23 protein-coding genes are annotated in these 25,929 nt (G+C 54.9%); 15 read left to right on the top strand and 8 right to left on the bottom strand.

The window, feature by feature from the left end:
- Positions 1-3 precede the first annotated feature (3 nt).
- Both proW and ACXPVS_RS25335 read right to left on the bottom strand, forming a co-directional pair.
- Positions 4-969 carry a glycine betaine/L-proline ABC transporter permease ProW gene (proW, locus tag ACXPVS_RS25340; protein WP_458512340.1) on the bottom strand — a complete coding sequence of 322 codons (966 nt, stop codon included), beginning with the start codon at positions 967-969 and terminating at the stop codon, positions 4-6.
- A gap of 48 nt (positions 970-1,017) precedes the next feature.
- Positions 1,018-2,052, bottom strand: coding sequence for a quaternary amine ABC transporter ATP-binding protein (locus ACXPVS_RS25335; RefSeq protein ID WP_458512339.1), 1,035 nt, complete (start codon positions 2,050-2,052; stop codon positions 1,018-1,020).
- Between the two features lie 448 nt (positions 2,053-2,500).
- Between ACXPVS_RS25335 and ACXPVS_RS25330 the strand changes: the two genes are divergently transcribed.
- Entirely contained in the window at positions 2,501-3,463 is a 963-nt protein-coding gene (locus tag ACXPVS_RS25330) for a LysR family transcriptional regulator (RefSeq protein WP_056741623.1), read from the top strand.
- Positions 3,464-3,553: 90 nt separating this feature from the next.
- Here the strand turns inward: ACXPVS_RS25330 and ACXPVS_RS25325 are convergent, their stop codons facing one another.
- Positions 3,554-4,789, bottom strand: coding sequence for an aromatic ring-hydroxylating oxygenase subunit alpha (locus tag ACXPVS_RS25325; protein ID WP_458512338.1), 1,236 nt, complete (start codon positions 4,787-4,789; stop codon positions 3,554-3,556).
- Between the two features lie 653 nt (positions 4,790-5,442).
- Between ACXPVS_RS25325 and ACXPVS_RS25320 the strand changes: the two genes are divergently transcribed.
- From ACXPVS_RS25320 to ACXPVS_RS25275, 10 genes are all read left to right on the top strand, one after another.
- On the top strand, positions 5,443-6,354 hold the full coding sequence (locus ACXPVS_RS25320; protein ID WP_458512337.1) for a dihydrodipicolinate synthase family protein: 912 nt from the start codon (positions 5,443-5,445) through the stop codon (positions 6,352-6,354).
- Positions 6,347-7,864, top strand: a complete 1,518-nt coding sequence (locus tag ACXPVS_RS25315; protein ID WP_458512336.1) for an aldehyde dehydrogenase — start codon at positions 6,347-6,349, stop codon at positions 7,862-7,864. The genes ACXPVS_RS25320 and ACXPVS_RS25315 overlap by 8 nt, the downstream gene beginning before the upstream one ends.
- Complete coding sequence (locus tag ACXPVS_RS25310; RefSeq protein WP_458512335.1) at positions 7,861-9,207, top strand: NAD(P)/FAD-dependent oxidoreductase; 1,347 nt, start codon at positions 7,861-7,863, stop codon at positions 9,205-9,207. Before ACXPVS_RS25315 ends, ACXPVS_RS25310 begins: the two co-directional genes overlap by 4 nt.
- A 67-nt stretch (positions 9,208-9,274) precedes the next feature.
- Positions 9,275-10,126: a glycine betaine ABC transporter substrate-binding protein gene (locus ACXPVS_RS25305; protein ID WP_458512334.1), complete on the top strand. Its 852-nt coding sequence runs from the start codon at positions 9,275-9,277 to the stop codon at positions 10,124-10,126.
- Positions 10,127-10,202: 76 nt separating this feature from the next.
- Entirely contained in the window at positions 10,203-11,321 is a 1,119-nt protein-coding gene (locus tag ACXPVS_RS25300) for a quaternary amine ABC transporter ATP-binding protein (protein WP_458512333.1), read from the top strand.
- Entirely contained in the window at positions 11,318-12,166 is an 849-nt protein-coding gene (locus tag ACXPVS_RS25295; protein ID WP_458512332.1) for an ABC transporter permease, read from the top strand. The genes ACXPVS_RS25300 and ACXPVS_RS25295 overlap by 4 nt, the downstream gene beginning before the upstream one ends.
- Complete coding sequence (locus ACXPVS_RS25290; protein WP_458512331.1) at positions 12,163-13,011, top strand: ABC transporter permease; 849 nt, start codon at positions 12,163-12,165, stop codon at positions 13,009-13,011. The genes ACXPVS_RS25295 and ACXPVS_RS25290 overlap by 4 nt, the downstream gene beginning before the upstream one ends.
- Before the next feature lie 12 nt (positions 13,012-13,023).
- Complete coding sequence (locus tag ACXPVS_RS25285) at positions 13,024-14,022, top strand: 4-hydroxyproline epimerase (protein WP_458512330.1); 999 nt, start codon at positions 13,024-13,026, stop codon at positions 14,020-14,022.
- A 37-nt stretch (positions 14,023-14,059) separates the two neighbouring features.
- On the top strand, positions 14,060-15,073 hold the full coding sequence (locus ACXPVS_RS25280; protein ID WP_458512329.1) for a GlxA family transcriptional regulator: 1,014 nt from the start codon (positions 14,060-14,062) through the stop codon (positions 15,071-15,073).
- A gap of 41 nt (positions 15,074-15,114) precedes the next feature.
- Positions 15,115-16,044 (top strand): DMT family transporter, encoded by a 930-nt coding sequence (locus tag ACXPVS_RS25275; RefSeq protein WP_458512328.1) that lies wholly within the window; start codon positions 15,115-15,117, stop codon positions 16,042-16,044.
- Positions 16,045-16,217: 173 nt separating this feature from the next.
- Here ACXPVS_RS25275 and ACXPVS_RS25270 read toward each other — a convergent pair whose 3' ends face one another.
- Together ACXPVS_RS25270 and ACXPVS_RS25265 are read right to left on the bottom strand one after the other, a co-directional pair.
- Positions 16,218-16,973 (bottom strand): SDR family NAD(P)-dependent oxidoreductase, encoded by a 756-nt coding sequence (locus tag ACXPVS_RS25270; protein ID WP_458512327.1) that lies wholly within the window; start codon positions 16,971-16,973, stop codon positions 16,218-16,220.
- Positions 16,974-16,985: 12 nt separating this feature from the next.
- On the bottom strand, positions 16,986-17,753 hold the full coding sequence (locus ACXPVS_RS25265) for an SDR family NAD(P)-dependent oxidoreductase (RefSeq protein ID WP_458512326.1): 768 nt from the start codon (positions 17,751-17,753) through the stop codon (positions 16,986-16,988).
- Positions 17,754-18,314: 561 nt separating this feature from the next.
- Here ACXPVS_RS25265 and ACXPVS_RS25260 point away from each other — a divergent pair.
- The 3 genes from ACXPVS_RS25260 to ACXPVS_RS25250 all read left to right on the top strand — a co-directional run bounded on the left by ACXPVS_RS25260 (position 18,315) and on the right by ACXPVS_RS25250 (position 21,067).
- Positions 18,315-19,436, top strand: a complete 1,122-nt coding sequence (locus ACXPVS_RS25260) for a mandelate racemase/muconate lactonizing enzyme family protein (RefSeq protein WP_458512325.1) — start codon at positions 18,315-18,317, stop codon at positions 19,434-19,436.
- A gap of 157 nt (positions 19,437-19,593) precedes the next feature.
- The gene (locus ACXPVS_RS25255) at positions 19,594-20,301 is read left to right on the top strand and encodes a TetR/AcrR family transcriptional regulator (RefSeq protein WP_427540849.1); all 708 of its coding nucleotides are present in this window, start codon (positions 19,594-19,596) and stop codon (positions 20,299-20,301) included.
- Positions 20,291-21,067 (top strand): pyrroline-5-carboxylate reductase family protein, encoded by a 777-nt coding sequence (locus ACXPVS_RS25250; RefSeq protein WP_458512324.1) that lies wholly within the window; start codon positions 20,291-20,293, stop codon positions 21,065-21,067. Before ACXPVS_RS25255 ends, ACXPVS_RS25250 begins: the two co-directional genes overlap by 11 nt.
- A gap of 67 nt (positions 21,068-21,134) precedes the next feature.
- On the opposite strand, the gene ACXPVS_RS25245 is transcribed toward ACXPVS_RS25250, so the two are convergent.
- The 3 genes from ACXPVS_RS25245 to ACXPVS_RS25235 form a co-directional block, all read right to left on the bottom strand.
- Complete coding sequence (locus ACXPVS_RS25245; RefSeq protein WP_458512323.1) at positions 21,135-21,518, bottom strand: VOC family protein; 384 nt, start codon at positions 21,516-21,518, stop codon at positions 21,135-21,137.
- Positions 21,519-21,581: 63 nt separating this feature from the next.
- Complete coding sequence (locus tag ACXPVS_RS25240) at positions 21,582-22,706, bottom strand: S-(hydroxymethyl)glutathione dehydrogenase/class III alcohol dehydrogenase (RefSeq protein ID WP_458512360.1); 1,125 nt, start codon at positions 22,704-22,706, stop codon at positions 21,582-21,584.
- A 55-nt stretch (positions 22,707-22,761) separates the two neighbouring features.
- Entirely contained in the window at positions 22,762-24,798 is a 2,037-nt protein-coding gene (locus tag ACXPVS_RS25235; protein ID WP_458512359.1) for an oxidoreductase, read from the bottom strand.
- A gap of 359 nt (positions 24,799-25,157) precedes the next feature.
- Between ACXPVS_RS25235 and ACXPVS_RS25230 the strand changes: the two genes are divergently transcribed.
- On the top strand, positions 25,158-25,853 hold the full coding sequence (locus ACXPVS_RS25230; protein WP_458512322.1) for an isopenicillin N synthase family dioxygenase: 696 nt from the start codon (positions 25,158-25,160) through the stop codon (positions 25,851-25,853).
- Positions 25,854-25,929 lie beyond the last annotated feature (76 nt).

Here is a 25,929-nt window from a genome sequence, read left to right as displayed (position 1 = left end):
GGGTTAACTTTCTTTGGGACTAACTTCTATTTTTGTAACGGTGTTTTTTCTCTTCAGGCGATAAATGACACCCGCCGGGCCGGTCTGATACCAATGCTCCCCTTGGGTTGCCCTGTTACTGCGTTCGCCCATTGCCTGAGTCAGCCGGTCGAGGAAAATCGCCAGCAATACCAGCCCCAATCCACCAACGGTTGCCAAGCCCATATCAAGGCGGCCAATCCCGCGAAGCACCATCATTCCCAAGCCGCCAACCGAAATCATTGACGCGATCACCACCATAGAAAGCGACAACATTAATGCCTGATTAAGACCCGCCATGATTGTCGGTGCCGCTAAAGGAAGTTGAACCCGCCTCAGCATCTGGCGTGGGGTGCATCCAAAAGCCCGGGCCGCCTCAACCTTGTCTTCCGGTACCTGGCGAATTCCCAGATTGGTGAGCCTGACCAGTGGTGCTACCGAAAAGATAATCGTGACCAGTACACCTGGTACGTTGCCGATACCAAACAGCATCACGACGGGGACCAGATAAACAAATGCAGGCAGTGTTTGCATGGCGTCGAGTACCGGACGCAGAAGCATCTCCAGTCGGTCACTACGGGCACACAGGACACCCAGCGGTATGCCAATAACTGCGCAGAAAAACAGTGAAGTGAGCACCAGGGCGAGGGTGATCATGGCGTCATTCCACACGCCGATCACGCCTAATAGAGTGAGCGTAACGAAGCAAAGGATACCTATTTTTCTCCCACCGACCTGCCAGCCAAAGAGTGTGGCGATAATAATGAATATTGACGGAGGAATGGCCAGTAGTCCGTACTGAATACCATTAAGTACCTGGTCGATTGGCCATCTTATCGAGCGGAATACCTCGCGGAAATTCTGAACCATATAATTCAGGGCAACTTCTACCCATTGGCCCAAAGGGACGTTGATGGATTGAAACGGGTCTAGAAAACTGAATTCGTTCATGCAAATCACCTGAATGTCCGAGCCTGGCAAGCCAGCGAGTAGAGCCTATTAGTGACGGCTCATTGTCTGGAGCAGTAGGCTCTTGGATATCGTGCCTTTGAACACACCCTGGTGATCCAGCACGGCAACCGGATTAACTGCATCCGCAACGATGTGAAAGACGTCCTGAAGGAGTACATCGTCGCGCAGCGTAGGAGTGGATTGATCCATGGCGTACGGATGCTCTGCGCAAATTTTGGCAACATCACCCGCCTTGAGGATCTTCGAGGCATCAAAACCTTTGAAGAAAGCCCTGACGTAATCGTTCGCGGGGTTGCACAGCAGCTCTTGCGGGGTACCGATCTGTACAACCCGGCCGCCCTCCATGATCGCAATGCGATGGCCGATGCGAATCGCTTCGTCAATGTCATGGGAGATGAAGATGATGCGATGCTGTTCTGCCTGCAGGCGGATCAGTTCGCCCTGCATTTCGTGGCGAATCAACGGATCAAGTGCCGAGAAGGCTTCGTCCATCAGCAGGATGGCGGGGTCGTTTGCCAGCGCTCGGGCCAGGCCTACCCGCTGTTGCATACCGCCGGACAGTTGGTGCGGATAGCTATAGGCGTGGCCCTCGAGCCCCACCTGTTTGAGTGCCTCGAGTGCACGTTTATGCCGTTCACTTTCCTCTACACCCGAGATTTCCAGGCCGAAAGCAACGTTGTCGATCACACTCATGTGGGGCATCAGGGCAAACGACTGAAACACCATGCTCATGTCTTTGCGACGAACGCTGAGGAGATCGGCGTCCGACAGACCTGTAATTTCCTGGCCGTTTAGATGTATCGTTCCGGAGGTTGGTTCGATCAGTCGATTGAACAACCTGACCATCGTCGACTTGCCGGAACCGGAAAGCCCCATGATGACGAAAATCTCTCCACGTTTTACGGAGAAACTGGCATCAAAAACGCCAACGACTTGACCGGTTTTGCTGAAAATTTCATTCTTGTCAGCACCGCGAGCCAGCATCTCCATCGCGAGCTTCGGCTGGGCGCCGAAGACTTTGTAAATGTTTTTTACCGAGAGTATCTCGTCACCAAGACTCATAACCCCTCCTGCTGCAAATACGACGTAAGATCAAGAATTTAGATATACGTATCTTAATCAGTTATGACGGTGCTTATGGGGGCAGTCAAGCTGGGAGAAAGGTTGGGAGTTAGTCATTGTGACCATCCTCTTTATTATGTGATGTTTATTATTGTTGTTTTATCGGCGCTGAATTAAGCAGTTCCTTGAGAACCAAGTTATTACCTTATAGAGTCAGCGTCTAACAACATTTCTTCCAACCAATCAATAACGTCATGTTATCAATCCACTAATCGTATCAATTTGCGACTGCGACAGTGCTGGTTGCGAAGGCGACTGCCGCTGGCCCTGTCTTAGACCCTCTATTTCAGCTACGCTCCAGCATAGGCTCTAGGTGGAACCCTCTCGCCGATCTCGTCCCCAACGGCCCTCCAAATGGCCCCGAACCGGATATTCAATACTCTAGGTTATGGTTAAGCACATCGATCCAGATATGACGCTGCTGAAAATGCCGTCTCTGAAAGCAGTAAAGTCATTCGTAGCCGCCGCCAAATATCAGAGCTTTACGCGTGCGGCTGAAGCGCTGTGCGTTACTCAAGCGGCAATTAGCCGTCAGATTCGCGAGCTTGAGGCGTACCTTGGGGTGGATCTCTTCAAGAGGGTGGGACGAGCAGTCGAGTTGACGGAAGCCGGAACCATTTTTTTTGATGCTGCACAGATTTCTTTCGTCAACATTTCCCAAGCGGCGGAGCGCATTCGCACCAACAATGCAGGCAAGCGCACGTTGACACTTTGCTGTTCTCCCGCGTTTTCAGCCCTCTGGCTCGCAGCGAAGCTACCGGGGTTTTTTACCAAGAATGCAGACATCGACCTCAATCTGGTAACCACTCAAAACTTCTTGTCGATGGAACCGGGCGTAACTCCGGACATCTTCATCACCAAAATGGCCAGGGTTCAGGATGGCTACCGCAGTTATCCGTTGTTTCATGACGTCATCTACCCGGTCTGCACACCTCGTTACAAAGAGGAGCACCCTGAACTGTCCAGCCTGGAAGGCATACGCGACGGGGTTTTGCTAAACCTCAGTCCCTATGGCAGATCCCAGGTAGCGGAGCACGTTGACTGGGGCGTTTGGCTGGCTTATCACGATGTTGATATCGAGAAGCGCCCCCACGACAGCCCTCACGTTTTCAACGCGAATGACTACAACCTGGTGATTAGCATGGTGTTGACCCATCAGGGCGTAGCGCTGGGATGGAATCACCTGGTCGAAAACCTGATCGAAAACGGCACGCTGATTCGTCCGATCGAAGAAGAAGTGGTTCTCCATGAAAGTCAGCACTATCTGACATTTCGAGAAGACCGGATCAATGATGACGCGTGTTGTCGGCTACGCGACTGGATTCTCACCCAGTTTTCCGGAGCTGTTTAGAAGACAGGAGCACTGGCGGAGCAGTGACTCGGATGGCGAGGATGTACCGGTGGTGATCATTCGTGGTTCTCACCACCGGCAGTGTTGTCCTTAGCCGACAGATCTTAACGGGATCGTGTCGTTGAGCTGCTCAAGCATCGTTTTGCAGTACCAATCATCAAACTGGCACACACCAATTTCGCTGGCCACCGACAATGGGCCTGGCTCATAAGCAGGAGAGCTGACGCCGACCTGTGCGCCTTCAACCAAGGTGCGATCCTGGTCATTGGTTGCCAGCCAAACCTTGGTCAAGCGATTGATGTCGTAGTCGACACCTTCCTGCGCGTCCTTCTTGACGAGCCATTTTGTAGTGACCATTGTCTCGCCCGGACCAAGGGGCAGGACGCGGAAGCTCAGCGCGTGATCGCCCAGAAAGTGGTTCCAGGTTGATGGGTAGTTGAAATAAAGCAGGGCACCGATGTTGGCTTCACCGGTTGTGTCCAACCGGCCAGCGACCGCAGGCTTGCCATCCATGGTGTAGCTGACGGCCCCGGAAAACAGGGGGATGCGCGTCATTCGGAAACGACCTTCATCATCCATGACCAATCGGCTAGGCAAACCTGCAGCTTCGCAGCGATCCCAGTGCTCTTTGAGTTCGAGATCTTCATCGCCGCCGGCGCCGCCCACTGATGGGTTGTCCACGAATGAGTGCATCAATTCCGGGTGAGTAAAATCGCAGTGGTAACACTCGCGGTTGTTCTCGAAAACCAGTTTCCAGTTGCCTTTCTCGATGATGTTCGACTCAAACGCGACTTTGCAGTCGTCCAGGTTATGAGGCGCAACGAAAGGCGTCAGAGATTTTCTGAACGACGAAAAGTCTGGGGCGACATCAGCGACGCACACATAGATGTAGGTTTCAACGACCTCACAATGCACGGGTTTCAACCCATGCTGAGACTTGTCGAAATCCTCCGCCATGTTCCCGGCGAACAGCAGGCGGCCATCCAGCTCGAATGTCCATTTGTGGTAAGGGCACACCAGCTTGGCGACCTTGCCGCTGGCTTCCGGGCACACCTTGGAACCGCGATGTCGGCAGGCGTTGTGGAAGGCCCGAATCTGCTTGTCTGCGCCGCGCACGATAGCGACAGGGTAATCGCCGATTTGCAGCGACAGGTACTGACCCGACTTCTCCAGCTCAAATGTGTGCCCTGCGAAAATCCAGCTTTTGTGCCAGATCTGTTCCAGATCCTGCCTGTAAACGTCTGGATCGCTATAAAGGGCACCTGGCAGCGCGTGGTCAGGTTTACGCTGCGCGATAAGATTTGAAACTGCCGATTTAGTGCTCACGGTCAACACACTCCAAAATACCAAAGGGGCGACACATTCAGCCTGCTCAGCGAGGTGAGGCCAAACGGTCTTGAGTTCGCAGTACCGTCTGTGGATGCAAGCCCATCAAACCGTGCTACTTCTATCCGCGAATCCTTACTAATACAGACATTTCTGTAATGCCGATGTTGCATCAATAGCAATTTTTCTACTGCGCCTTATTCAAGCCCGGGCAGACAGATTCTAATTAATGGAACGAATGTACGAGAAATCTCTTATCCAATTCGTCGGTAGAATATCGCTGTTGTAAGGCTACGACGATAAACATGCATCAACAAGAAACATTTACTCTTATCAATGCATAAACAAATGTTATCGATTGACGTCGGGGCGCTGATGCGAAAATTTCAAATCATTGAAAACAAAGGAGAAATTATTTTTCAGTATGTATGAAGCACCCCTCTAGAGATGTATACGTCAGAAATACACTCTATTGACCGCCTTCTTTGCCCATGCCAGTCTGGATTCAACAGTTAACCAAAGTGCCGTAGTTGATCCCGTGTTTGAGCATTGGGGACTGTCCCCAGAAAACATGGAGATGTTTATCGCGCCTCAGGCATCAAAGCTAACGCGCTCGTTGATCTTTCACCTAACTCGCATTCGGAGCATTTATCTTGAAATTTGAAGGTATTTATACGCCAGCAGTAACTCCTTATAACTCTGATGGGGAGATTGACTGGAATGTATACTCGGAAGTTTTGGAGTCGCTGATTGAGGCGAAAGTGCACGGCATTATTATTGGCGGGTCGACCGGCGAGTATTATGCGCAGACCGCCGAAGAGCGCACCGAGTTGGCGGCCTACGCCAAAGACGTGATCGGCACTCGGGTGCAACTGATCGTCAGTACCGGGGCGATTCGCACCGAAGATGCGGTTCAGTACGCCAAGGATGCCAAAGCGATCAAAGCGGACGCCATTCTCGTCACGACTCCGCCTTATGCGCTGCCAACCTCACAGGAAAACGCGATTCACGCGCTCACTATCGATCGCGCAGCGGACTTGCCGATCATGCTTTACAACTATCCGGGGCGCATGTGTGTGTCGATGGATGAAGAGTATTTCACGCGTGTCAGCCAATCGAAAAACGTCGTCGCCATCAAGGAAAGTTCCGGCGACATGGGCCAGGTGCATATGCTGGCCCGGCAGTTCCCCAACATCGCCTTGTCCTGCGGATGGGACGACCAGGCCCTCGAGTTTTTTGCCTGGGGCGCCCGCAGTTGGGTGTGCGCAGGTTCCAACTTCCTGCCCAGGGAACACGTTGCGCTTTATGAAGCCTGCGTGATCGAAAAGAACTTCGACAAAGGCCGTCAAATCATGTCGGCAATGATGCCGCTGATGAATGCCCTGGACTGTGGCAAGTTCGTGCAGTCGATCAAGTACGGCTGCGAAGTTGCCGGATTGAAAGTCGGTAACGTGCGCCTGCCATTGCAGCCACTTGAAGCGGACGAAAAGCAGCGCTTCGCGTCGGTCATTACTGAACTCAAACGTAACGTAGCCAACATTTCTTCGGGAGCCAGCCATGGGTGATCTTCTGAGCAAGGCCGAATATGCCGCTCTGGCCAAAGACATTTCGTTGCCATCCAAGGCGTTCATCAATGGCGCGTTCAAGCCCGCGATCTCGGGCAAAACCTTCGCCACGAACAATCCGGCGACCGGTGACTTTTTGACCGACGTCGCAGCGTGTTCGTCCGATGATGTCGACTTCGCGGTGAGCAATGCCAAGGAGGCCTTTGAGGATGGACGCTGGAGATCTGTTTCTCCTCGGGAGCGCAAAGCGGTTCTGTTGAAGTTTGCAAACCTGCTTGAAAGCCATCAACACGAACTGGCCGTCCTCGAAAGTCTCGATAGCGGCAAACCGGTCAGTGAATGTCAGTTGGTCGACATCCCGGACACCATCCACACGATCCGCTGGCACGCAGAACTGATCGACAAGATTTATGACAACACCGCCCCGGTGGGCAGCGACGCGTTCACCATGGTAGTTCGGGAGCCAATCGGCGTAGTGGGCTGCGTATTGCCCTGGAACTTCCCACTGCTGATGCTGGCCTGGAAAATCGGTCCAGCCCTTGCTGCTGGCTGTTCGGTCATCGTCAAACCTGCTGAACAAACCTCGCTGACCACCTTGCGTGTCGCTCAGCTCGCGTTTGAAGCCGGTATACCCGCTGGTGCACTCAACATTGTGACCGGCACGGGCAAAGAGGTCGGTGAGCCGATCGGTTTGCACAACGACGTCGACATGGTGAGCTTCACCGGCTCCACCGCGACCGGCCGCCGCTTCCTGCATTACGCAGCTGATTCGAACCTGAAACGCATCGTCCTTGAGTGCGGCGGGAAAAACCCGGCCGTGGTGATGGACGATGCCCAGGATCTGGATCTCGTTGCTCAGCATGTCGTCAACGGCGCGTTCTGGAACATGGGGGAAAACTGCTCCGCGACTTCTCGTCTGATCGTCCACGCGTCTGTTAAAGACGAGCTGCTGGAGCGCATGGGCGCCTACATCCGCGAATGGAAGATGGGCGATCCACTCGATCCGGAAAACCGCGTAGGGTCGCTTGTTAGCCCTGAGCATTTTGCCAAAGTGAAGTCGTACCTTGAGCACGCCGCCGCCGGAAAGCTTGAAGTTGTTTACGGTGGCGCGACCAAAGACGGTGCCTTTGTAGAGCCAACGGTGATTGACGGTGTTGGTCGAGACAACCGGCTGTTCCAGGAGGAGATCTTCGGCCCGATTCTCTCGGTCACCTCCTTCAACACGATCTCCGAAGCCATTGCGCTGGCCAATGACACGGTCTATGGCCTGGCGGCCTCTGTTTACACCGGCAGCCTGCGGCGGGCGATCAAGTTGTCGCGGGAAATTCGCGCCGGCATCGTCACCGTGAACTGCTTTGGTGAGGGTGATGCATCGACACCCTTCGGTGGCTACAAGGAGTCAGGCTTCGGCGGTCGGGACAAATCCATTTTTGCCCATGACCAGTACACCGAAATCAAAACAATCTGGATCGATGTGTCTGATCGGTCGGATGAAGAGACCGAAAAATGAGCACCCACACCATCAAGCGTCTGCCGGTAGACACAGGGGTTTCAGGTTGGGAGGCGATTTCCGCACGCACTGCGCCTGTCCGCATGCTTGATGGAAACGTGACGGCGGACTGGCTGATTATAGGGGCCGGTTTTGCCGGCCTGTCCGCCGCTCGCAGACTTTCACAGCTGCACCCGGGTGACAGCATTGTTGTGGTCGATGCTCATGAAGTCGCCAAGGGGCCGTCGGGCAGAAACTCTGGCTTCATGATCGATGTGCCGCACAGTCTGTCGTCCGGGGAATACTCCGTGGCGAGTGAGTCTGCAACGGCGCTGGAAATCACCCAAAATCGTTTTGCGATTGCTTTTGCCGCTGAAGCCGCACGCGAGTACGGCATGTCCCCAGACACCTTCGACCCTTCAGGGAAGATCAACGCGGCCGCCACTGAGCGTGGACTGAAGCTGAACGTCAATTACGCCAAATCCCTTGAGCGCATTGGCGAAAAGTTCGAGATGTTTGATGCCGCGCAGATGCGTGAAATCACCGGGTCCACCTATTACCACGGTGGGATCTATACCCCCGGCGCAGTGTTGATTCAACCTGCACAATACATTCGAGACCTGGCAGCAGGGCTCGAAGGGAAAATCACGCTGTTCGAACGCTCTCCGATTATTGAATTGACCAAGCAGGGAAGTGGCTGGAGCGCTCGATCTCATAACGGGACGGTACACGCACCCAAGGTCATCTTGGGGGTCAACGGGCACATTGAAGACTTTGGTCATTATCAAGGACGCCTGCTGCACGTCTTCACTTACGCTTCCATGACGGCGGCGTACAGTGATGATGAATTCAAGAAAGACGTACCGGGCAAAGCCCGGTGGGCGTTGTTGCCGGCGGATCCAATGGGCGCGACCGTTCGCAAGATCTCTTCAGACGGTCTCTCGCGTATCGTCATCCGGACAAAGTTCACCTATGACCCGAGTATCCAGGTCACTCCAGAGCGGGTAGCTGCGGTGGCCAAAGAACAGCGACATTCCCTGGATGCCCGCTTTCCCGAATTGAAATCCACTGCGTTGGAGTTCAGTTGGGCCGGCCGTCTGTGTCTGAGTCGTAACAGCGCCGCTGCATTTGGTGAAATTGAAGAAAACCTGTACTCGGCTTGCTGCGAAAATGGACTGGGTACTGTGAAAAGCACCCTGGCGGGTGTGATGGCTGCAGAGTTGGCATCGGGTACGCGTTCGGAGTTTCTCGATAGCTTCAGTCACGCACCAGGCCCCAGCAAGCTACCACCCAAGATAATAACGAAGCTGGGCGTCAGTTCGGTTATTCGCTGGCATGAGTTTTGGGCCGGGCGAGAAGGTTAACAAGTTAAGTCGTCGGCTTTTCCAATAAAGGCCGTTTAACAAGTCACTAATAAGAACGGAATAATCCATGAGAAATATCTGGAAGGCATTCTGCGCGCTCGCGTTTGTGGGCGTGATGAGTTTGCAGGCACACGCTGAAGAAAAAAACATAGTAATGGGCACCATGTCTTGGGAGGACTTGGTGCCTATTACTGGCATCACCAAGAAAGTACTTGAGAACGCAGGATACACCGTAAAAGTCGTGGAGTTTTCCGAGTGGGGTATCGCCTACGCTGCACTCAGCAAGGGGGATATTCAGGTGTTGGCATCCCAGATTGATTACGCCGCCGCCGATTATTGGAAAAAGAACAAGAACAAAATCGAGAAGCTGTCACCGGTCTCCTTTGGTCTTTATCAGGGCATGGCAGTACCCAGTTACGTAGACATCGACTCCATCGAACAGCTGAATGCAAACGCGGAAAAACTGGGGAACAGAATCATAGGCATCGAGCCTGGTTCGGGCTTGATGAGTGACGCAAACAACGTGGTCAAAGCGTACGACATCAAGCTCAAGCTGGTCGAAGGCAGTACTTCAGCAATGACGGCGGCGTTAAAGTCGGCAGTCGACCGCAAAGAATGGGTGGCGGTAACCGTCTGGGATCCATCGTGGATGACCAAGAAATTTGATCTCAAGTTCTTGAAAGATCCAAAAGGGGTCTTCCCGCCATTGCAGGGTTATTACTGGATCGGACACAAAGGCTTCGCTGAAGCCAATCCGCGTGCGCGTGAACTAATGGCCAGCGTTTATGTGCCTATCACGGACATCACCGCAATGAATGCTGAAGTCAAGGATGGCAAGACCATGGACGAGGCTATCAAGGGCTGGATAGATAGCCATACAGATCTTGTAAATCGTTGGGGAAATATCAAGAACTATTAAGATTTTTTTTGTTTGCCACTGCCGCCCTTTGATTAATTAAAGAAACCAGCAAACAACTGGTTCGATGGATTGCGAAATGACGATGGCCACAATTAATACTGACGAAGTGCTGGTGGATTGCCAGTCGGTTTGGAAAATCTTCGGTAAAAGTGCACCGGCAGCCATGGATGCGGTTGTCCAGCAGGGTCTTTCAAAGACCGAGATCCTGCAAAACTACGGCTGCGTGGTCGGGGTTTCCGATGTCAGTCTCCAGGTTCGCCGGGGGGAAATCTTTTGCATCATGGGTTTGTCCGGCAGTGGCAAATCCACCCTTATAAGATTGCTGAACAAGCTGATCACCCCTAGTTCCGGGAAGGTGCTGGTCAAAGGCAAAGACGTTTCATCCTTGTCGCCAGCACAGCTGCGAGAGGTGAGGGCGCGTCACATCGGTATGGTTTTTCAAAGCGTTGCCTTGCTGCCTAATCGTACGGTTCTTGAGAACACCGCGTTTGGCCTGGAAGTGCAGGGGGTGGGCAAGGCTGAACGTTACAAAGTGGCCGAGCAGGCGCTGGCGAAGGTTGGATTGAGCGAGTGGACTTCGCGCTATCCCAGCGAGCTGTCCGGAGGCATGCAACAACGGGTCGGGCTGGCGCGTGCACTGACTGCCGATCCAGAAGTAATTTTGATGGATGAACCGTTCAGCGCGCTTGATCCGCTGATTCGCCGACAGTTGCAGGATGAGTTCCGCCAGTTGACCAAGGAACTGGGCAAGTCCGCAGTGTTTATTACCCACGACCTGGACGAGGCCATCCGCATTGGTGATCGCATTGCGATCATGAAGGATGGCGCCATCATTCAGGTCGGCACCGCCGAGGAGATCGTGCTCAACCCGGCTGACGACTACGTGGCTGAGTTTGTCGCCGGCATTTCCCGACTGCATCTGGTGAAGGCTCACTCGGTCATGACGTCGGTCCAGGCCTACAAGGCAGCTCACCCGACATGTGACATCTCCAGGTTCACCAAAACCTCGCTTGACGCCGATATCAATGAACTTATCGGATTGACGATGAAGTCCGAGCGCGACGCGCTCGCCGTCGTCGATAACGGAACAGTGGTGGGGATCATTACCCCGCGTGATCTGCTGCGGGGCGTGCAAGGTATTCCCAATGAATTGGCGCCCGTAGCAACTGCCATTGCGATGGAGGCGTCCGCATGAGCACGCCGGATTTTTCCAGTCAGTTCGATGCATCCGTTGATACGGGGCTGGAATGTCTTTCAGATAATGGCGAGTTCGTGTTCGATGCCGTCAATGCGGTGCTGAATGGCATTTACGAAGGCGTGCTGTGGTGTATCGCTTATCCAGCGCATTACGTCGTGGCGATTGTCATGGCGTTGATTGGCTGGCGTGTGGTCGGCGTCCGCTTCGCGATTCTCTCAGGTCTGGCATTGTTGCTGTGCGACCTTATCGGTTTGTGGCCAGAGACAGTCAGTACGCTTGCACTGGTGCTCACCGCTACTGTGTTGGCACTGGCGGTCGCCATTCCGCTGGGAGTCGTCGCGGGTCTGGCGCCAGCCTTTGATCGTGTGGTTGATCCTTGTCTGGATTTGATCCAGACGATGCCGCCCTACATCTACCTGCTACCGGCCATTGCGCTGCTCGGCTACGGCCCTGCCACGGCGCTGTTGGCGACTTTTATTGTCGCGCTTCCCCCTGCGATACGACTGACCTCCCTGGGAATTCGCATGACACCCAAGGAGTTCATCGAGTTGGGAGATGCCAGTGGCGTGACTGGAATGCAGATGTTTTTCAAGATCCGCTTACCGTTCGCCATGCCCAGCATCATGGCCGGCGTTAACCAAAGCCTGATGATGGCATTCGGCATGGTTGTTATTGCAGGCATTGTAGGTTCGGGCGGATTGGGCGAGGCGATTTACGGGTCCGTTCGTACATTGGATATCGCCAAGTCGATCAACGCGGCCATCGCTATCGTTATCCTGACCATGATCCTGGATCGTCTGGCGCAGAGTGCTGCACAGGCGCGGGTGAGGGCTTCCCAATGACAACGCACATTCAATTTTCTCCAGGCGAATACCTGGCTCCCGCCGTTGACTGGCTGAACACAAATTTACATGGCTTGTTCAAAGGGATCAGTCAGGTTGTTGAGGCGGTACTCGGTGCAGTGGAGGGAGCGCTGCTTGCTCCCCATCCGTATTTATTCATCGGTATTGTCGTCGTCGCAGCGTTCTTTTTTGCCAATAAGCGGGTCGCTGTTTTCGCTGCGGTGATGTTGGCTTTCTGTTTGTTCGCAGGCCTGTGGATCGCGTCCATCCAGACGATCGCGCTCGTCAGTGTGGCGGTCCTGATCTCGGTGGCCATCGCTTTCCCGCTGGGGGTTCTGGCTGCCCGGGTGAAGCGTGTAGATGAAGCGTTGCTGCCGATCCTGAACATCATGCAAACGGTGCCGCCCTGGGTTTACCTGATCCCCGCAGTGATGTTGTTCAGCCTGGGACGGGTACCCGCGATCATTGCAACGATTGTTTACGGCATTCCGCCGATGCTCAGATTGACGACCCTTGCCTTCAAGCAGTTGCCCAAGGATCTCCTTGAGTTGGGCCAGGCATCCGGTGCTTCACCTAAAGACATTCTGTTCAAAATTGAACTGCCGACTGCCGCACCCACGCTGTTGGTAGGCCTGAACCAATGCATCCTCATGTCGTTGGCGATGGTGGTGCTGGCAGGTCTGGTGGGGGCAGGCGGTCTGGGGGCTGAAGTCACCCGTGGCCTCTCCAGGATGGAGATGGGTATGGGGCTTCGAGCGGGCCTGGCCATTGTCGCTATTGCGCTGCTGCTGGATCGACTGTCACGGGGCGCGTTGCAGCGTCACTCCCCCAGCAAACTCCTTTGAAAGGGCATCAGTATGAGACGCAGCTTTTTTTGCATTGATTCGCACGCGTGCGGCAACCCGGTTCGGGTCGTAGCGGGCGGAGCACCACTGATGCCTTCCGTATCGATGGCGGAGCGGCGCGATATTTTCGTGCGTGACCACGACTGGGTACGCACCGCATTGATGTTCGAGCCCCGGGGGCACGACATCATGTCTGGCGTCATCATCTATACATCGGTACGTGATGACTGCGACTTCGGTGCGTTGTTTATCGAAGTCAGCGGCTGCCTGCCGATGTGTGGAGCGGGCACCATCGGATTATCGACCGTGGTCATTGAAGAGGGCTTGGTGACACCTCGTGAGCCGGGAAAGCTGGCCATTGACACACCGGCGGGACGGGTCGATGTCGAATACACCATGGGCGGCGAATTTGTTGAGTCGATTCGCTTGTTCAACGTATCCAGCTACCTGCACAGCGCCGATGTGGTGGTGGAAGTACCTAATATTGGTACGTTTACGGTGGACATCGCCTACGGCGGGAATTTCTACGCGGTGGTCGAACCACAGGAGTGCTGGACTGGATTCGAAGGGCAGACGACGGCTGACATCGTGGGGTTGAGCCAGAAGCTGCGCGCAGCGCTCTCGGCCATTTGTGACCCGGTACATCCAGAGAACAGCAGAATCAGTGGTGTTCATCACATCATCTGGTGTGACAAACCACAGAGCAGAACCGTGCATGGACGCTGTGCCGTGTTCTACGGTGATAAAGCTATTGATCGTTCTCCCGGCGGTACCGGTACTTCGGCCCGGATGGCTCAGCTCTTCGGAAAGGGTCGGCTGAACGTCGGCGACGTTTATCGACTCGAAAGTCTGATCGGTACGATCTACGAAGGAAAGGTTGAGGCATCGGTAAAAGTCGGAACCTTCGACGGCATGAATCCAAGTGTCAGCGGCTGGGCTGAAGTGATAGGTCACAACACCATTTTCGTTGATGACAAAGACCCTCTGGCTCACGGCTTCCAGCTCGCCTAGACAGTACGTTCGTCAGTGTAAAGAAGCGAGGCGTAAAGTGATCGAACGACGAGATTTCAGCGGGTGTATGAAAGGTAAAAACCTGCGCTATCTGGAAGGGACTCGGAGCGAGCCGACGGCTCATGCCCGGGCAGGATTTTTACTGCTCGAAAACTTTTCGCTGCCTGCATTTACGCAAGCTCTGGATACGATTGTCACTGCCAACCTTTTGCGTCCCACGTTGTTCTCTTCACGAACTTTCGGGTTGCAGGACGGAGAGGTCACCAGCGACCTTGGCCTGGTCATTCGACCGGATGCGCGTTTGGAAGTCGCAGCACTCAAAGACCTTAATTTGCTGGTCATATGCGGCGGCTACCGCACCGAACTCAAAGTCAATCACGAGCTGATCAGCCTCCTCAAAACGGCATCGGAACTTGGTATCACCCTGGCCGGGCTGTGGAATGGGGCGTGGTTTTTGGGCGTGTCAGGTTTGCTTGAAGGGTATCGTTGTGCGATTCACCCCGAGCACCGACCCGCGCTCGCAGAAATTTCAAAATTCACGCATGTCACCAGTGAAGCATTTGTCATGGATCGCGACCGGCTCACGGCCTCGAGTCCGGCGGGTGCTTTTCATATGGCGCTCGAATGGATCAAAGGGCTGCATGGCAAGGCGCTTGTCGAGGGCATCGAAGACATTCTGTCTTTCGAAGAATCGCGGTATCGGCGTATCAAACCGACACAGAACATCTCGTTAAGTGCCCCCCTTAAAGAGGTGGTCAAGCTGATGGACGCCAACCTTGAAGAACCGCTGCAAATGGACCAACTGGCGGTTTATGCCGGACGTTCCCGTCGACAAATAGAGCGCTTGTTCAAAGAACAGCTGGGTACCACACCGCAACGGTATTACCTGGAATTGCGCATTACCGAAGCACGGCGATTACTTCAGCACACAGAGCTGTCTCAGGTTGATGTGCTGGTCGCATGCGGCTTTGTTTCACCGAGCCATTTCAGCAAATGCTACAGCTCGTATTTTGGTTACCGGCCATCGAGAGAAATGCGGCTGGTGAAATAAAGAAGAGCTTCGTCGACAGCTGACACGCTAAGGAGGAGGGCATGACCGAGGTGCGATTGAAGAGCGATCAAACAAAAAACACCGCGTACTTAACTACGCCCACCGTTGCCGTCAGTCCTGGGGTCGCAAGGCCCAAACTCGGGATTTTCCTGTGCCTGCTTTCAATGCTTATCTTTGCGACCCAGGACGGAATAACCAAGGTGCTTGTCAAAGACTTTCCGGTTGCCCAGCTGGTCATGGTGCGGTATTGGGTGTTTGTCGTTTTTGCCCTCGGATATGCGGCCTATCAAGGTAGGGTAAAGGCGTCGTTTCGCAGCAAGCACGCTTGGCTCCAAATCATGCGAGCGCTGTTAGCCGTGGCTGAAACGATACTGTTTGCGATGGGGCTACGCTATCTGGGCCTGGCCGAAATGCACGCGCTCTATGCCGTATTTCCGCTGATGACATTGGCATTGGCCGGTGCCGTACTTGGAGAGTTTATAGGCCTTCGACGCTGGATTGCTTCGGTCATAGGGTTCACCGGGACTCTGATCATCCTCCGGCCAGGCGCGGGCGTCTTTGAACTCGCGGCGCTGATTCCCCTGCTGGCGGCTTTGGGATTCGCCGTGTTCAACGTACTGACGCGCCGGATTAGCCAGCACGACTCCTTTGCTACGAACATGCTCTTTATGGCATGTGTGGGTGCCCTGACAGTCACATTTGCGGGGCTGCCCGCATGGGTTTCTCCGACTCCGGTCCAGGGCCTTCTGATGGGGATCCTATCATTGACGGGAGTAGTCGCTCAGATTCTCTTCATTCAAGCACTGAAATACGCTACCGCTTCTACGCTGCAGCCTTTCAACTATGCGCTTCTGGTGTTCGCCACTTTGATCGGTGTGATCGTTTTTGCCGAGCACCCTGATATGTGGGTGGTTGTTGGAGCAGCGTTGGTAATTATTGGTGGGCTGTATGCGATTAAAGCGAAGGCGTGACATGCAGTACGCCTTTCTATTGACTTGTGGAGTTTTGCCGGGTCTGCGTAGTAGACATTACGGCTGATCGTCAATGTGCAAAATGTTGCCGCGGGCCACAACAGTCTGGCTCCGCGCAACCTGCAACGGAGGTGGGTGGGTGACCCCCTCCGCCGCAAGTCAGGTTGATTCGATCAAAACGGCAGTGGCAGTTTCGCCGTGCGACCCCCATCCACCACCAGCACTTGCCCGGTGATGAAGGCCGATGATTCGGAGGCCAGGAAAACGACTGTCCCGCCAACATCCGCCGGCAATCCGGTACGTCCGACCGGGTGAAGGCGCAGTAGTGCCTGGCGCGCCGCACGCGGATCATCTTGAGCCGCGAGGTATGCATCACTCAACTCGGAATTGATCCAACCCGGAGCAATGGCATTGCAGCGGATGCGGTCCCGGCCGAGATCGACTGCCAAGGCTCGGGTCAGCCCATGGATGCCAGCCTTGGAGGCACAGTACGCGGCATGTTCAGGGTTGGCGCCTATCCCTTCGATCGACCCGATGTTGATGATGCTGCCACCGCCTCGCAAACGCATCTGGGGCACCAATGCCTTGCACAAGAACGCTGGCGCCCGCAGATTGACTGCCATCATGCGATCCCATTCCTGTTCGGTCATATCATCGATGGATTTCTCGAACATGAAGCCGGCGTTGTTAACCAATACATCGATTCCGCCAAGCTGCTCCTGGGCGAACTGTGCAATCAAATTCGGTGACTCCATCGAGGCGAGATCAGCCTCGACGAAATAGACTCGGGGGTGATCTCGCAAGTCGTCGTCCAGTGCCTGGCGCTGAGCGATCAATACAGAAGCTCCCGCCTCAAGCAATTGTTCGGTGATGCCTCGACCAATCCCTCTGCCGCCCCCGGTCACCACTACATTTTTTTCGTTGAGCATCGCTACCTCTCCTTAGCCGGATACCGGCTTGGCGCCTGTGACTTCTACCGTTTCACCGGCGATGTACCTGGCCTCGTCGGACGCCAGAAATGCGATAACATCCGCAATGTCTTCAGGCTCGGCAATACGGCCTAAAGGCACGCTCTTGTTCAGTTCTTGCACGGCCTTATCCGGATCAAGGCCGCGACGCTCAAAGCCGCTGCGTAACATCGGGGTGTTGATTTCGTGCGGGCAGACGGCATTGACGCGGATGCCCAAGGGTGCGCAATCGCGGCCCAGATTCTTGGTTAAAGCCGCGACAGCCCCTTTGCTTGTGCAATACGCCACATGAGCGGGGCCTGGATAAATGCCCCATACAGATGATGTGTTGACGATTGCGGCACCGGGGCGATTTTTCATGTGCGGTATCGCGGCACGGCAGATGAAGAACACTGCATTCAAGTTTACGCCCATGGCGTCAAACCACATATCGTCAGTGGTTTCCTCAATCGTGCCGCGGGGAATGATGCCCGCATTGTTCAATACGATGTCGATCCCCGAAAAAACATCGACGGCAGTTTGGACAATCGCTTCGCAATATTCTTTACGGCGTAAATCGCCTGCCACGTAGTGCACTTCGGCGCCCAGGTCACGGACTTTTGCGGAAATTGATTTGCAACCGGCTTCATCAAAATCAGACAAAACAAGCTTTGCGCCTTCTCGGGCGAACAACAACGCTAACGCCTGTCCGACACCGCCGGCAGCGCCGGTAATGACCACCACTTTATTATTGAATTTCATAGGGTAACCTACCTGATAGTTCTTTGGTGCAGCCATTATTTAATTTCAATGGATCGCAGCGTCTAGCAACTTTTTTACTGGACCAAAGATAACGTGGCGTTATCAAAAAATTCTGAATCGAGCTTTTGAAGTCGCGCTCAGGCCGGTCGACGTGGGGCGAATCCAGGTTGGCTGTCAGCCCCTTCTCTGTAAGAGCATCGATCATTGTCATAGTGCGCGATCCAACGGGACGCTTGCCGTCATGACCTGAAGTCATCATTTATCGAGCTAAAATATCATTATGGACAGGGGGTATCAGCTGCTAAGGTTTTCTATAAGTAGAAAGCTACAAGTTTCAGTTTGCCCGCCTCAATATTTTTGCTGATAACACCTGGGTCGTTCAATGCACAGAGTGAGCGCCCAATGAATAAGAATAAATACCTATTGGTAAAAATCTTTTTGGTTGCGCGCACAGCAAGCATGCTCTTGGTAAATCCGCCGACTAATAATAAAACGCGGACAGTTGCATAGAAAAACGTTATGCGGGAAAACTGGTATTGGTGCCACCACAGGAGAGTGTTTGTGAAGATCATTGAAATTGAAGTTTATCAAGTCGATCTGCCCTATGCTGGCGGCGTTTATAAGTTGTCAGGCGGCCGTAATTACACAAGTTTTGACTCCACGATAGTGTGTATTCGCACAGATACTGGCCTTGAAGGCTGGGGCGAGTCGACGCCTTTTGGCCCGAACTATATTGCAGCGCACGCGCTGGGTGTGAGGGCGGGTATCGCCGAAATGGCGGACCTGCTCATTGGCCGGGATCCCCGTCAGGTTGACCGTATCAACGATCTCATGGACAGTATCTTGATGGGCCACCTTCATGCGAAAGCTGCGATTGATGTGGCCTGCTGGGACATTCTGGGCAAAGCGGTCGGGATGCCGGTGTGTGAACTGCTGGGGGGCAGTACAGGACTGACGATGCCGATTATCGACTCGACCTATGCTGGCGACCCCGATGACATGCGTCGTCGAATTGCTCAGACTCGCAAGCAAGGGTACCTAGGGCATTCGGTGAAGGTTGGCGCGACACCGGAGGAGGGTGGGCCCGCGCTGGATGCCGCACGCATTGAGGCATCCCTTGCAGATGCCCGCCCCGAGGAATACTTCATCGTTGATTGCCACGGTGGCCTGACGGTAGAACATGCATTGCGCATGTTGAAGCTGCTGCCATCCGGGCTGGACTTCGTGCTTGAGGCGCCATGCGCCACCTGGGCTGAGCACATGTCCCTGCGCCAGCGAACCAATGTGCCGTTGATCATGGACGAGCTGGCGACGGATGAAGCTTCGGTGATGCAACTGATCAGCGAGAAGGCTGCAGACGGTATTGGCTTGAAAGTCTCCAAGCATGGCGGCCTGACCAGAGCCCGACGTTTGCGCGACATGTGCATGACCTCCGGTTTGACGATGAGCGTTCAGGAGACCGCTGGCTCACAGGTAGCGTTCGCTGCACTGACTCACCTCGGGCAATCTATCCCACACCGAAATCTGTGCTGCGTGCTCGATACGCGCGATATGTATCCACCGATCACGGCGCACGTCGACATTCCCGTGGTGGATGGCCGTATCCGTGCCCCGCAGGCCCCAGGATTGGGCCTCACGATTAATCGGGATGTCATTGGTGAACCCGTAGCGATATATCGCTGAGTTGAACTCCAGCAGCGCTTGATTCGGGTCATTGACGACGTGCTCACTTGATTTGGCGATTCAGCGTCTCGAAAATGTACGCAGCTGTACATGCCGTGTACGCCACAGATCCTGAGGTGTACAGTGACGAAGAATCTCAAAGAAAGGTGCAACCCGAATGTCACAGACAGGAAGGGCGAAAACCAAAGCGCAGGACGCAGGCTGGCGAGGCTCCGTCGATGGTTGGCTGGACGCCGCCTACGATGCTCTTAAAGAGTCGGGTGTGGATGCTGTGCGGGTGATGCCGCTGGCCAAACGCTTGAATTTGTCTCGTACCAGCTTTTACTGGTTCTATGAAGATCGCGAACAGCTGCTCGCGGCACTCCTGGCTCGATGGCGGGACAAGAACACCGGCGGTATGGTTAGCCAATGCGAGAGTTACGCAGAAAGTATTTCCGAAGCGATTCTCAACGTCTTCGAGTGCTGGGTGAACCCTGAGATGTTCGACTCGCAATTCGAATTTGCCGTGCGCAGTTGGGCGCTGCAATCGGACGAGGTCACTGCTGAAATCGCCTTGGCCGATGAGGCACGGATGAATGCCTTGGCCGCGATGTTCCGACGGTTTGGCTACGATGGCGAGGGGGCTGACGTTCGGGCCAGGACTATCTACCTCACACAAATCGGCTACATCTCCATGAAAACCAATGAAGATATCGTCGTACGATTTCGACGGATTCCTCAGTACGTGAGCGTGTTCACCGGCAAAGTACCGAAGCGGCGCGAACTGGACCGCTTTTATGGAAAGTTCGGCTACGCAGAAAAAGAGCCCGGCGTTTTCGTTCCCTTGGTTGAAACATTCGAGGAGTCCACTGCCGATGGAGAATAGAACGCTGGGCATCATCGGGGGCACCGGCTGGCTCGGGCGTGCAATCGCCGAGGCGCTCCTTGAAAGCGGTTTCATCAAACCTGACCGTTTGTTGATCTCGAACCGTTCCGGCGTCAGTACCTTCGAGCCAGGCGTGAGGCTGCTGGCCGACAACCAGCAGTTGGTGGATCTCAGCGATATTGTCGTGCTGTCCATCCGGCCGGAGCAGTTTCGTGAAGTGCAGATCAACGCCCGCGGCAAGCTGGTAATTTCCCTGATGGCTGGAGTTCCGGCGGCAGCCATCAGCGCGGCCACCGGTGCGGATGTCGTGTTGCGGGCCATGCCGAACGCTGCCGTGGAAATCAGGCAGTCGTTCACGCCTTGGTACAGTGTCGAAAACCTTCCAGAGCGCGACCGCAAGTGGGTGCAGCGACTGTTCGAGTGCGTAGGTTCAGCGGACGAAGTGTCTGATGAAGACTGTATTGATTACCTCAGCGCGTTGTCCGGGACTGGGCCGGCCTTCCCGGCAATGTTGCAAATGGCACTGACTAATCAGGCGGTGGCTGCGGGAATTCCCCTTGCCATCGCGCAGCGCGCTGCACAAGGCGTAGTGGTGGGGGGCGGCCAGATGCTTGCCAGTCGCGATCCGCAGCAAATGATTGAGTCGTTGATGGCTTACCGTGGCGTGACGGCAGCAGCGCTGCAGTCGATGGCCGATCAGAACATCGAATCCATTGTGGGGCGGGCAGTGAATGCAGGCGCTGAGGTTGCGCGGCGCGGAATGTAGCCAGGGCAGGGGATAACAGTGAAGGCCCGCTGAAGGGCCTTCACTGCAGAAGGCGTCAGGGTTGCGATTATTCGGCCTTGAAGCAATAGACAGCCAGTTTGTTGCCATCAAGGTCCCGGGCGTAAGCGGCATAGGCATTTTCAGCCCAGTTACGCGAACCCGGTTCGCCTTCACAGATGCCACCGGCGGCGAGTGCGGTTTCGTGGAATGCATGTACCGCAGCGCGATTAGGCGCTTCGAAGCTGACAGTCACGCCATTGCCAACGTTGGCAGGATTGCCATTGGCGGGTTTGAGCACGAAGAACGACGGTTTATCTACCCCCCAAATGGAGCCGGATTCATCAAGGTCGGCAACACGGTTGAGACCAATTTCTTTGAGAACGCCATCATAGAAGCTCCGTGCTTTGGCAAGGTCATTGGTACCGACAGTGACATGGGTAAAAACTGACATTTTGATTTCCTTTGGGTTGTGATGCGGGTATGAGCGCTGGCCGATATCACGGCAGTGCCCTGGTCAGAAATGAATGACGGTGCGAATGCTTTGCCCGCCATGCATCAATTCGAAAGCCTTGTTGATGTCCTCAAGGCCAAGGTTATGGGTGATGAAGGTTTTCAGCAGAATTTCGCCGGTGCTCGCTTTCTCAACGTAGCTGGGAAGCTCCGTGCGGCCCTTGACCCCACCAAACGCGCTGCCGCGCCAGACGCGCCCGGTCACCAGTTGGAAAGGGCGGGTGCTGATTTCCTGGCCCGCACCGGCGACACCGATGATGATCGATTCACCCCAGCCCTTGTGGCAGCACTCCAGAGCAGCTCGCATCAATTTGACGTTGCCGACACATTCAAACGAATAGTCCACGCCACCGTCGGTGAGCTCGACAATCACGTCCTGGATGGGCTTGTCATAGTCCATGGGATTTATGAAGTCGGTCGCGCCGAGCGATAGGGCGACGTCCCGCTTGGCCGGGTTGATATCAATGGCGATGACTCGCCCGGCGTTGGCCATTTTCGCGCCGATGATGGCCGCCAGCCCGATCCCGCCGAGCCCGAATATCGCAACGCTTGCCCCAGCCTCGACCTTGGCAGTATTGAGTACGGCACCAATGCCTGTGGTCACGCCACAGCCCAACAAGCACACCTGTTCCAGCGGCGCGTCCTTGGGGATTTTGGCCAGGGAGATCTCCGGCAGTACCGTGTACTCGGAGAAGGTCGAGCAGCCCATGTAGTGGAACACCGGCTGGCCCTGAAAAGAGAAACGCGATGTTCCGTCAGGCATCAGGCCTTTGCCCTGTGTCGCTCTGACTGCCTGGCACAGATTGGTCTTGCCCGATAGACAGAATTTGCATTGCCGGCACTCAGCCGTGTACAGCGGAATCACATGGTCGCCGACCGACAAAGACGTCACGCCTTCACCGATCGACTCGACGATCCCGCCGCCCTCATGACCCAGCACGGCAGGAAAGATCCCCTCGGGATCATCGCCCGACAAGGTAAAAGCATCCGTGTGGCAGACACCGGTTGCCACGATTCGAACCCGTACTTCGCCAGCCTTGGGCGGTGCGACATCGATGTCCACCAGCTGTAACGGTTGCCCAGGTCCGAAAGCGACTGCCGCCTTCGATTTAATGGTCACTGCTGACATGGTTTCCCTCTTGTTCATGGCGAGCCTCCGTTCCAACAGGAATGGAGGTTCGGATTCAGATTTCTTTCACCAGGCGCAAAGCATCGTAGATGGCCGCGTGGGTGTTGCGGGCAGACACGGCGTCGCCGATCCGGAACAGCTGGAAGCGTCCTTCGGGGTTGGTGACGATGTTCTGCGCCGTACCGGCGATCAGGTCATGCTGCTCTACCGCGCCGCCATTGGTGGAGAGAGGACGCAGGTCGAAGTACAAGTCGTCCAGGGGAAGAGTGCCGTGGTTGACGACCACCTGATCGACCATGCGCTGCTTGTGAACCTTGCCGTAATCGCTGCCAAAGGTTGCAACGAGCCCGCCATCACGTTTTTCCACTGTATCGACCCGATAGGTGACGGTGAAAGTGACGTCCAGGTCCTGCAGGCTGCGCATGTAGGGCACAAGGTTCATGGCCATGACTTCAGGTGCAAACGAGCGGTCAGGGGTGACGATCTCCACGGTCGCACCGCTTTGCGCGATGACCTCGGCAGCCTGCAGGGCAGCATGATCCCCCGCATCGTCGAAGATCAGTACGTTGCGACCGGGCTTGATGTCGCCGGAAATGATGTCCCAGGTTGAAACCACGAGTTCGTTGCCCACGCGGAGTACCTCGGTATCCGGCAGGCCGCCGGTCGCAACGATAACCACGTCTGGCTCGAAGGCTTGCACAGTGTCGGCTTCGGCCCAGGTATTGAAGTGAAACTTCACCCCCAGCCGTTCGCATTGCGCCATGCGCCAATCAATGATGCTGATCATCTCGCGACGACGCTCGCTCAGCGCAGTCAGACGAATCTGCCCGCCTGGTTGGTCAGCCGCTTCAAGCACTGTCACGTCATGGCCTCGCTCACCGGCGACACGCGCCGCCTCCAGCCCAGCAGGGCCGGTACCGACCACCAACACCTTGCGCTTGACGGCGGCTTTGGGAATGTCATGAGGCATGGTGGTTTCCCGCCCCGTCGCTGCGTTGTGGATGCAGTAGGCCGCGCCACCTTGGTAGATACGATCCAGGCAATAGTTGGCGCCCACGCACGGGCGAATGTCTTCTTCGCGCTTCTCGATGATCTTGCGCACGATGTGCGGATCGGTCATGTGCGCGCGGGTCATGCCCACCATGTCCACTTTGCCCGAGGCGATCGCGTAGCGCGCCGTGGCCACGTCTGGAATCTTCGCTGCGTGGAAGGTCGGGAAGCCAGTTGAGGAGCGGATCTCGCCAGCGAAGTCGAGATGGGGTGAGTTGCGCATACCCTGAATCGGGATGACATCAGTCAGGCCGGCATCCGTATCAATGTGACCGCGTACGACGTTCAGGAAGTCGACCAGTCCGCTGTCCTTGAGCATGTGAGAAACCTGCATGCCCTCGCTGGCAGTGAAGCCACCGGGCAATTCTTCATCACCGGTGTAACGAACTCCCAGCAGAAAATCTTCGCCGACCCGCTGGCGGATGCCACGCAAGACGTCGAAGGTAAAGCGCATGCGGTTTTCCAGCGACCCGCCGTAAGGGCCGTCGAGATCATTGGTCAATGGCGACCAGAACTGGTCCATCAAATGCCCGTAAGCCTGAAGCTCCAGACCATCGAGACCTGCCGCCTTCATGCGCTCCGCGGCGTCGACATAGTCCTTGATGATCCGCTCAATGTCCCATTCCTCCATTTTCTTCGGGAAGGAGCGGTGTGAAGCTTCCCGACGATGTGACGGCGACACCACCGGTAACCAGTCGGCCTTGTCCCAGCGGGTGCGACGGCCCAGGTGAGTCAACTGGATCATCACTGCCGCGCCGTGTTCGTGGCACTCATCGGTCAGATCCTTCAACCATCCGACCACTTCGTCCTTGTAGGCGAGCACGTTGTTGAACACCGGCGGGCTGTCTCGGGAAACGGCAGCGGAACCGGCAGTCATGGTCAGGGCGACACCGGCTTTTGCACGCTCCACGTGGTAGGCGCGGTAGAGATCCTTGGGCATGCCGTCCACAGGGTAGGCCGGTTCATGGGAGGTGGTCATGATCCGGTTTCTGAGGGTCAGATTCTTGATTTTATAGGGTTGCAGCAAGGGATCGCTGGACATCGTGGTGCGCTCCAAAGTGGGCTTCATCAGGCTCGGTGACTTAAAATTAGGATAAATGTACACATGTGTCAACGGTTGATGACATAGGTGTACATTTTGCTTGCGTGTCCAAAAATCCAGGATTAACATCCGTCAAAACCCGGACTGATTTGACTCGTACGGGCCTGCCTTCCATCTCGTTGAGCGGTCTGCCCGCGGCGTGATGAAAGTGCGCGCAGCGGCAAACCGCACTCGTTGATGCGGACGTGAAAGTGGGTGTGATAGGTGATGGTTCAGGTGTGATTCAGTGGGATTGAAGAGGGCACAGTCGTGCTTTCTTAATCTTCTGCCCAATTGATATTTCGGAAAGGAGAGCATAAGTGACAGAGTTTTTTGATATTCGCTTGGCTAGCAAACAGACAGCTTTCACTGAAATTCCAGTCATAGATATATCGTCGCTCATAAACGGCGAAAATCCGCTGAAGGTGGCAAGCCAAATAGGTGATGCATGCGAAAAGGTGGGTTTTTTTTATATAAAAAACCATGGCATTGACCAACAATTAATAGATGAGATGTATGCGCTTACCAAAAGTTTTTTCAAGCTTCCTTATGAGGAAAAGAACAAGCTTAATATCGTGAATTCCGGGCTCACGCTGCGTGGTTATATACCGATGTACGCGGAAAACGTCGATCCTGCTAATACCCGCGATTTCAAAGAGTGTTTTGATTGCGGAGCTCATTATGATGAAGTCTCTCCATTTTTTGGTCCTAATCAAATGCCGTCTGTACTGCCGCAATTTGAGAAGGTTGCCGAAGATTACCATTCCTCTGTATTGGCACTCGCGCGAATGCTTATTGGCGGGATCGCGCTGAGCTTGGGTTTACCACAAGATTACTTTGAACATCTTCAGCGTAAGCCCATCACGATACAGCGGATTTTGCGTTACCCGCCCCAGGTTGGAAGGATTTCCCAAGAGGAGATCGGTATTGGAGCACACACGGACTATGGTTTTTTGACGGTCCTATCCCAAGATGCAGTTGGCGGTTTGCAAGTTGCGTATTTCGGCCCATCGTGACCGCCCGTTTCGGTACATCGTGACCGACCATTTCGCTAACGCGTGACCGCTCATTTCGCTAACAACGTGACCGATT

The sequence above is a fragment of the Pseudomonas sp. Ma2-10 genome (assembly GCF_054330215.1).
This window is presented reverse-complemented; position numbering and strand designations above follow the sequence as displayed.

Excerpts from the sequence above, each read along its gene's own strand:
- proW (WP_458512340.1), bottom strand. The coding sequence starts at position 969 with ATGAACGAATTCAGTTTTCTAGACCCGTTTCAATCCATCAACGTCCCT.
- ACXPVS_RS25335 (WP_458512339.1), bottom strand. The coding sequence starts at position 2,052 with ATGAGTCTTGGTGACGAGATACTCTCGGTAAAAAACATTTACAAAGTC.
- ACXPVS_RS25330 (WP_056741623.1), top strand. The coding sequence starts at position 2,501 with ATGGTTAAGCACATCGATCCAGATATGACGCTGCTGAAAATGCCGTCT.
- ACXPVS_RS25315 (WP_458512336.1), top strand. The coding sequence starts at position 6,347 with ATGGGTGATCTTCTGAGCAAGGCCGAATATGCCGCTCTGGCCAAAGAC.
- ACXPVS_RS25310 (WP_458512335.1), top strand. The coding sequence starts at position 7,861 with ATGAGCACCCACACCATCAAGCGTCTGCCGGTAGACACAGGGGTTTCA.
- ACXPVS_RS25305 (WP_458512334.1), top strand. The coding sequence starts at position 9,275 with ATGAGAAATATCTGGAAGGCATTCTGCGCGCTCGCGTTTGTGGGCGTG.
- ACXPVS_RS25300 (WP_458512333.1), top strand. The coding sequence starts at position 10,203 with ATGACGATGGCCACAATTAATACTGACGAAGTGCTGGTGGATTGCCAG.
- ACXPVS_RS25295 (WP_458512332.1), top strand. The coding sequence starts at position 11,318 with ATGAGCACGCCGGATTTTTCCAGTCAGTTCGATGCATCCGTTGATACG.
- ACXPVS_RS25290 (WP_458512331.1), top strand. The coding sequence starts at position 12,163 with ATGACAACGCACATTCAATTTTCTCCAGGCGAATACCTGGCTCCCGCC.
- ACXPVS_RS25285 (WP_458512330.1), top strand. The coding sequence starts at position 13,024 with ATGAGACGCAGCTTTTTTTGCATTGATTCGCACGCGTGCGGCAACCCG.
- ACXPVS_RS25275 (WP_458512328.1), top strand. The coding sequence starts at position 15,115 with ATGACCGAGGTGCGATTGAAGAGCGATCAAACAAAAAACACCGCGTAC.
- ACXPVS_RS25270 (WP_458512327.1), bottom strand. The coding sequence starts at position 16,973 with ATGCTCAACGAAAAAAATGTAGTGGTGACCGGGGGCGGCAGAGGGATT.
- ACXPVS_RS25265 (WP_458512326.1), bottom strand. The coding sequence starts at position 17,753 with ATGAAATTCAATAATAAAGTGGTGGTCATTACCGGCGCTGCCGGCGGT.
- ACXPVS_RS25255 (WP_427540849.1), top strand. The coding sequence starts at position 19,594 with ATGTCACAGACAGGAAGGGCGAAAACCAAAGCGCAGGACGCAGGCTGG.
- ACXPVS_RS25250 (WP_458512324.1), top strand. The coding sequence starts at position 20,291 with ATGGAGAATAGAACGCTGGGCATCATCGGGGGCACCGGCTGGCTCGGG.
- ACXPVS_RS25245 (WP_458512323.1), bottom strand. The coding sequence starts at position 21,518 with ATGTCAGTTTTTACCCATGTCACTGTCGGTACCAATGACCTTGCCAAA.
- ACXPVS_RS25240 (WP_458512360.1), bottom strand. The coding sequence starts at position 22,706 with ATGTCAGCAGTGACCATTAAATCGAAGGCGGCAGTCGCTTTCGGACCT.
- ACXPVS_RS25235 (WP_458512359.1), bottom strand. The coding sequence starts at position 24,798 with ATGTCCAGCGATCCCTTGCTGCAACCCTATAAAATCAAGAATCTGACC.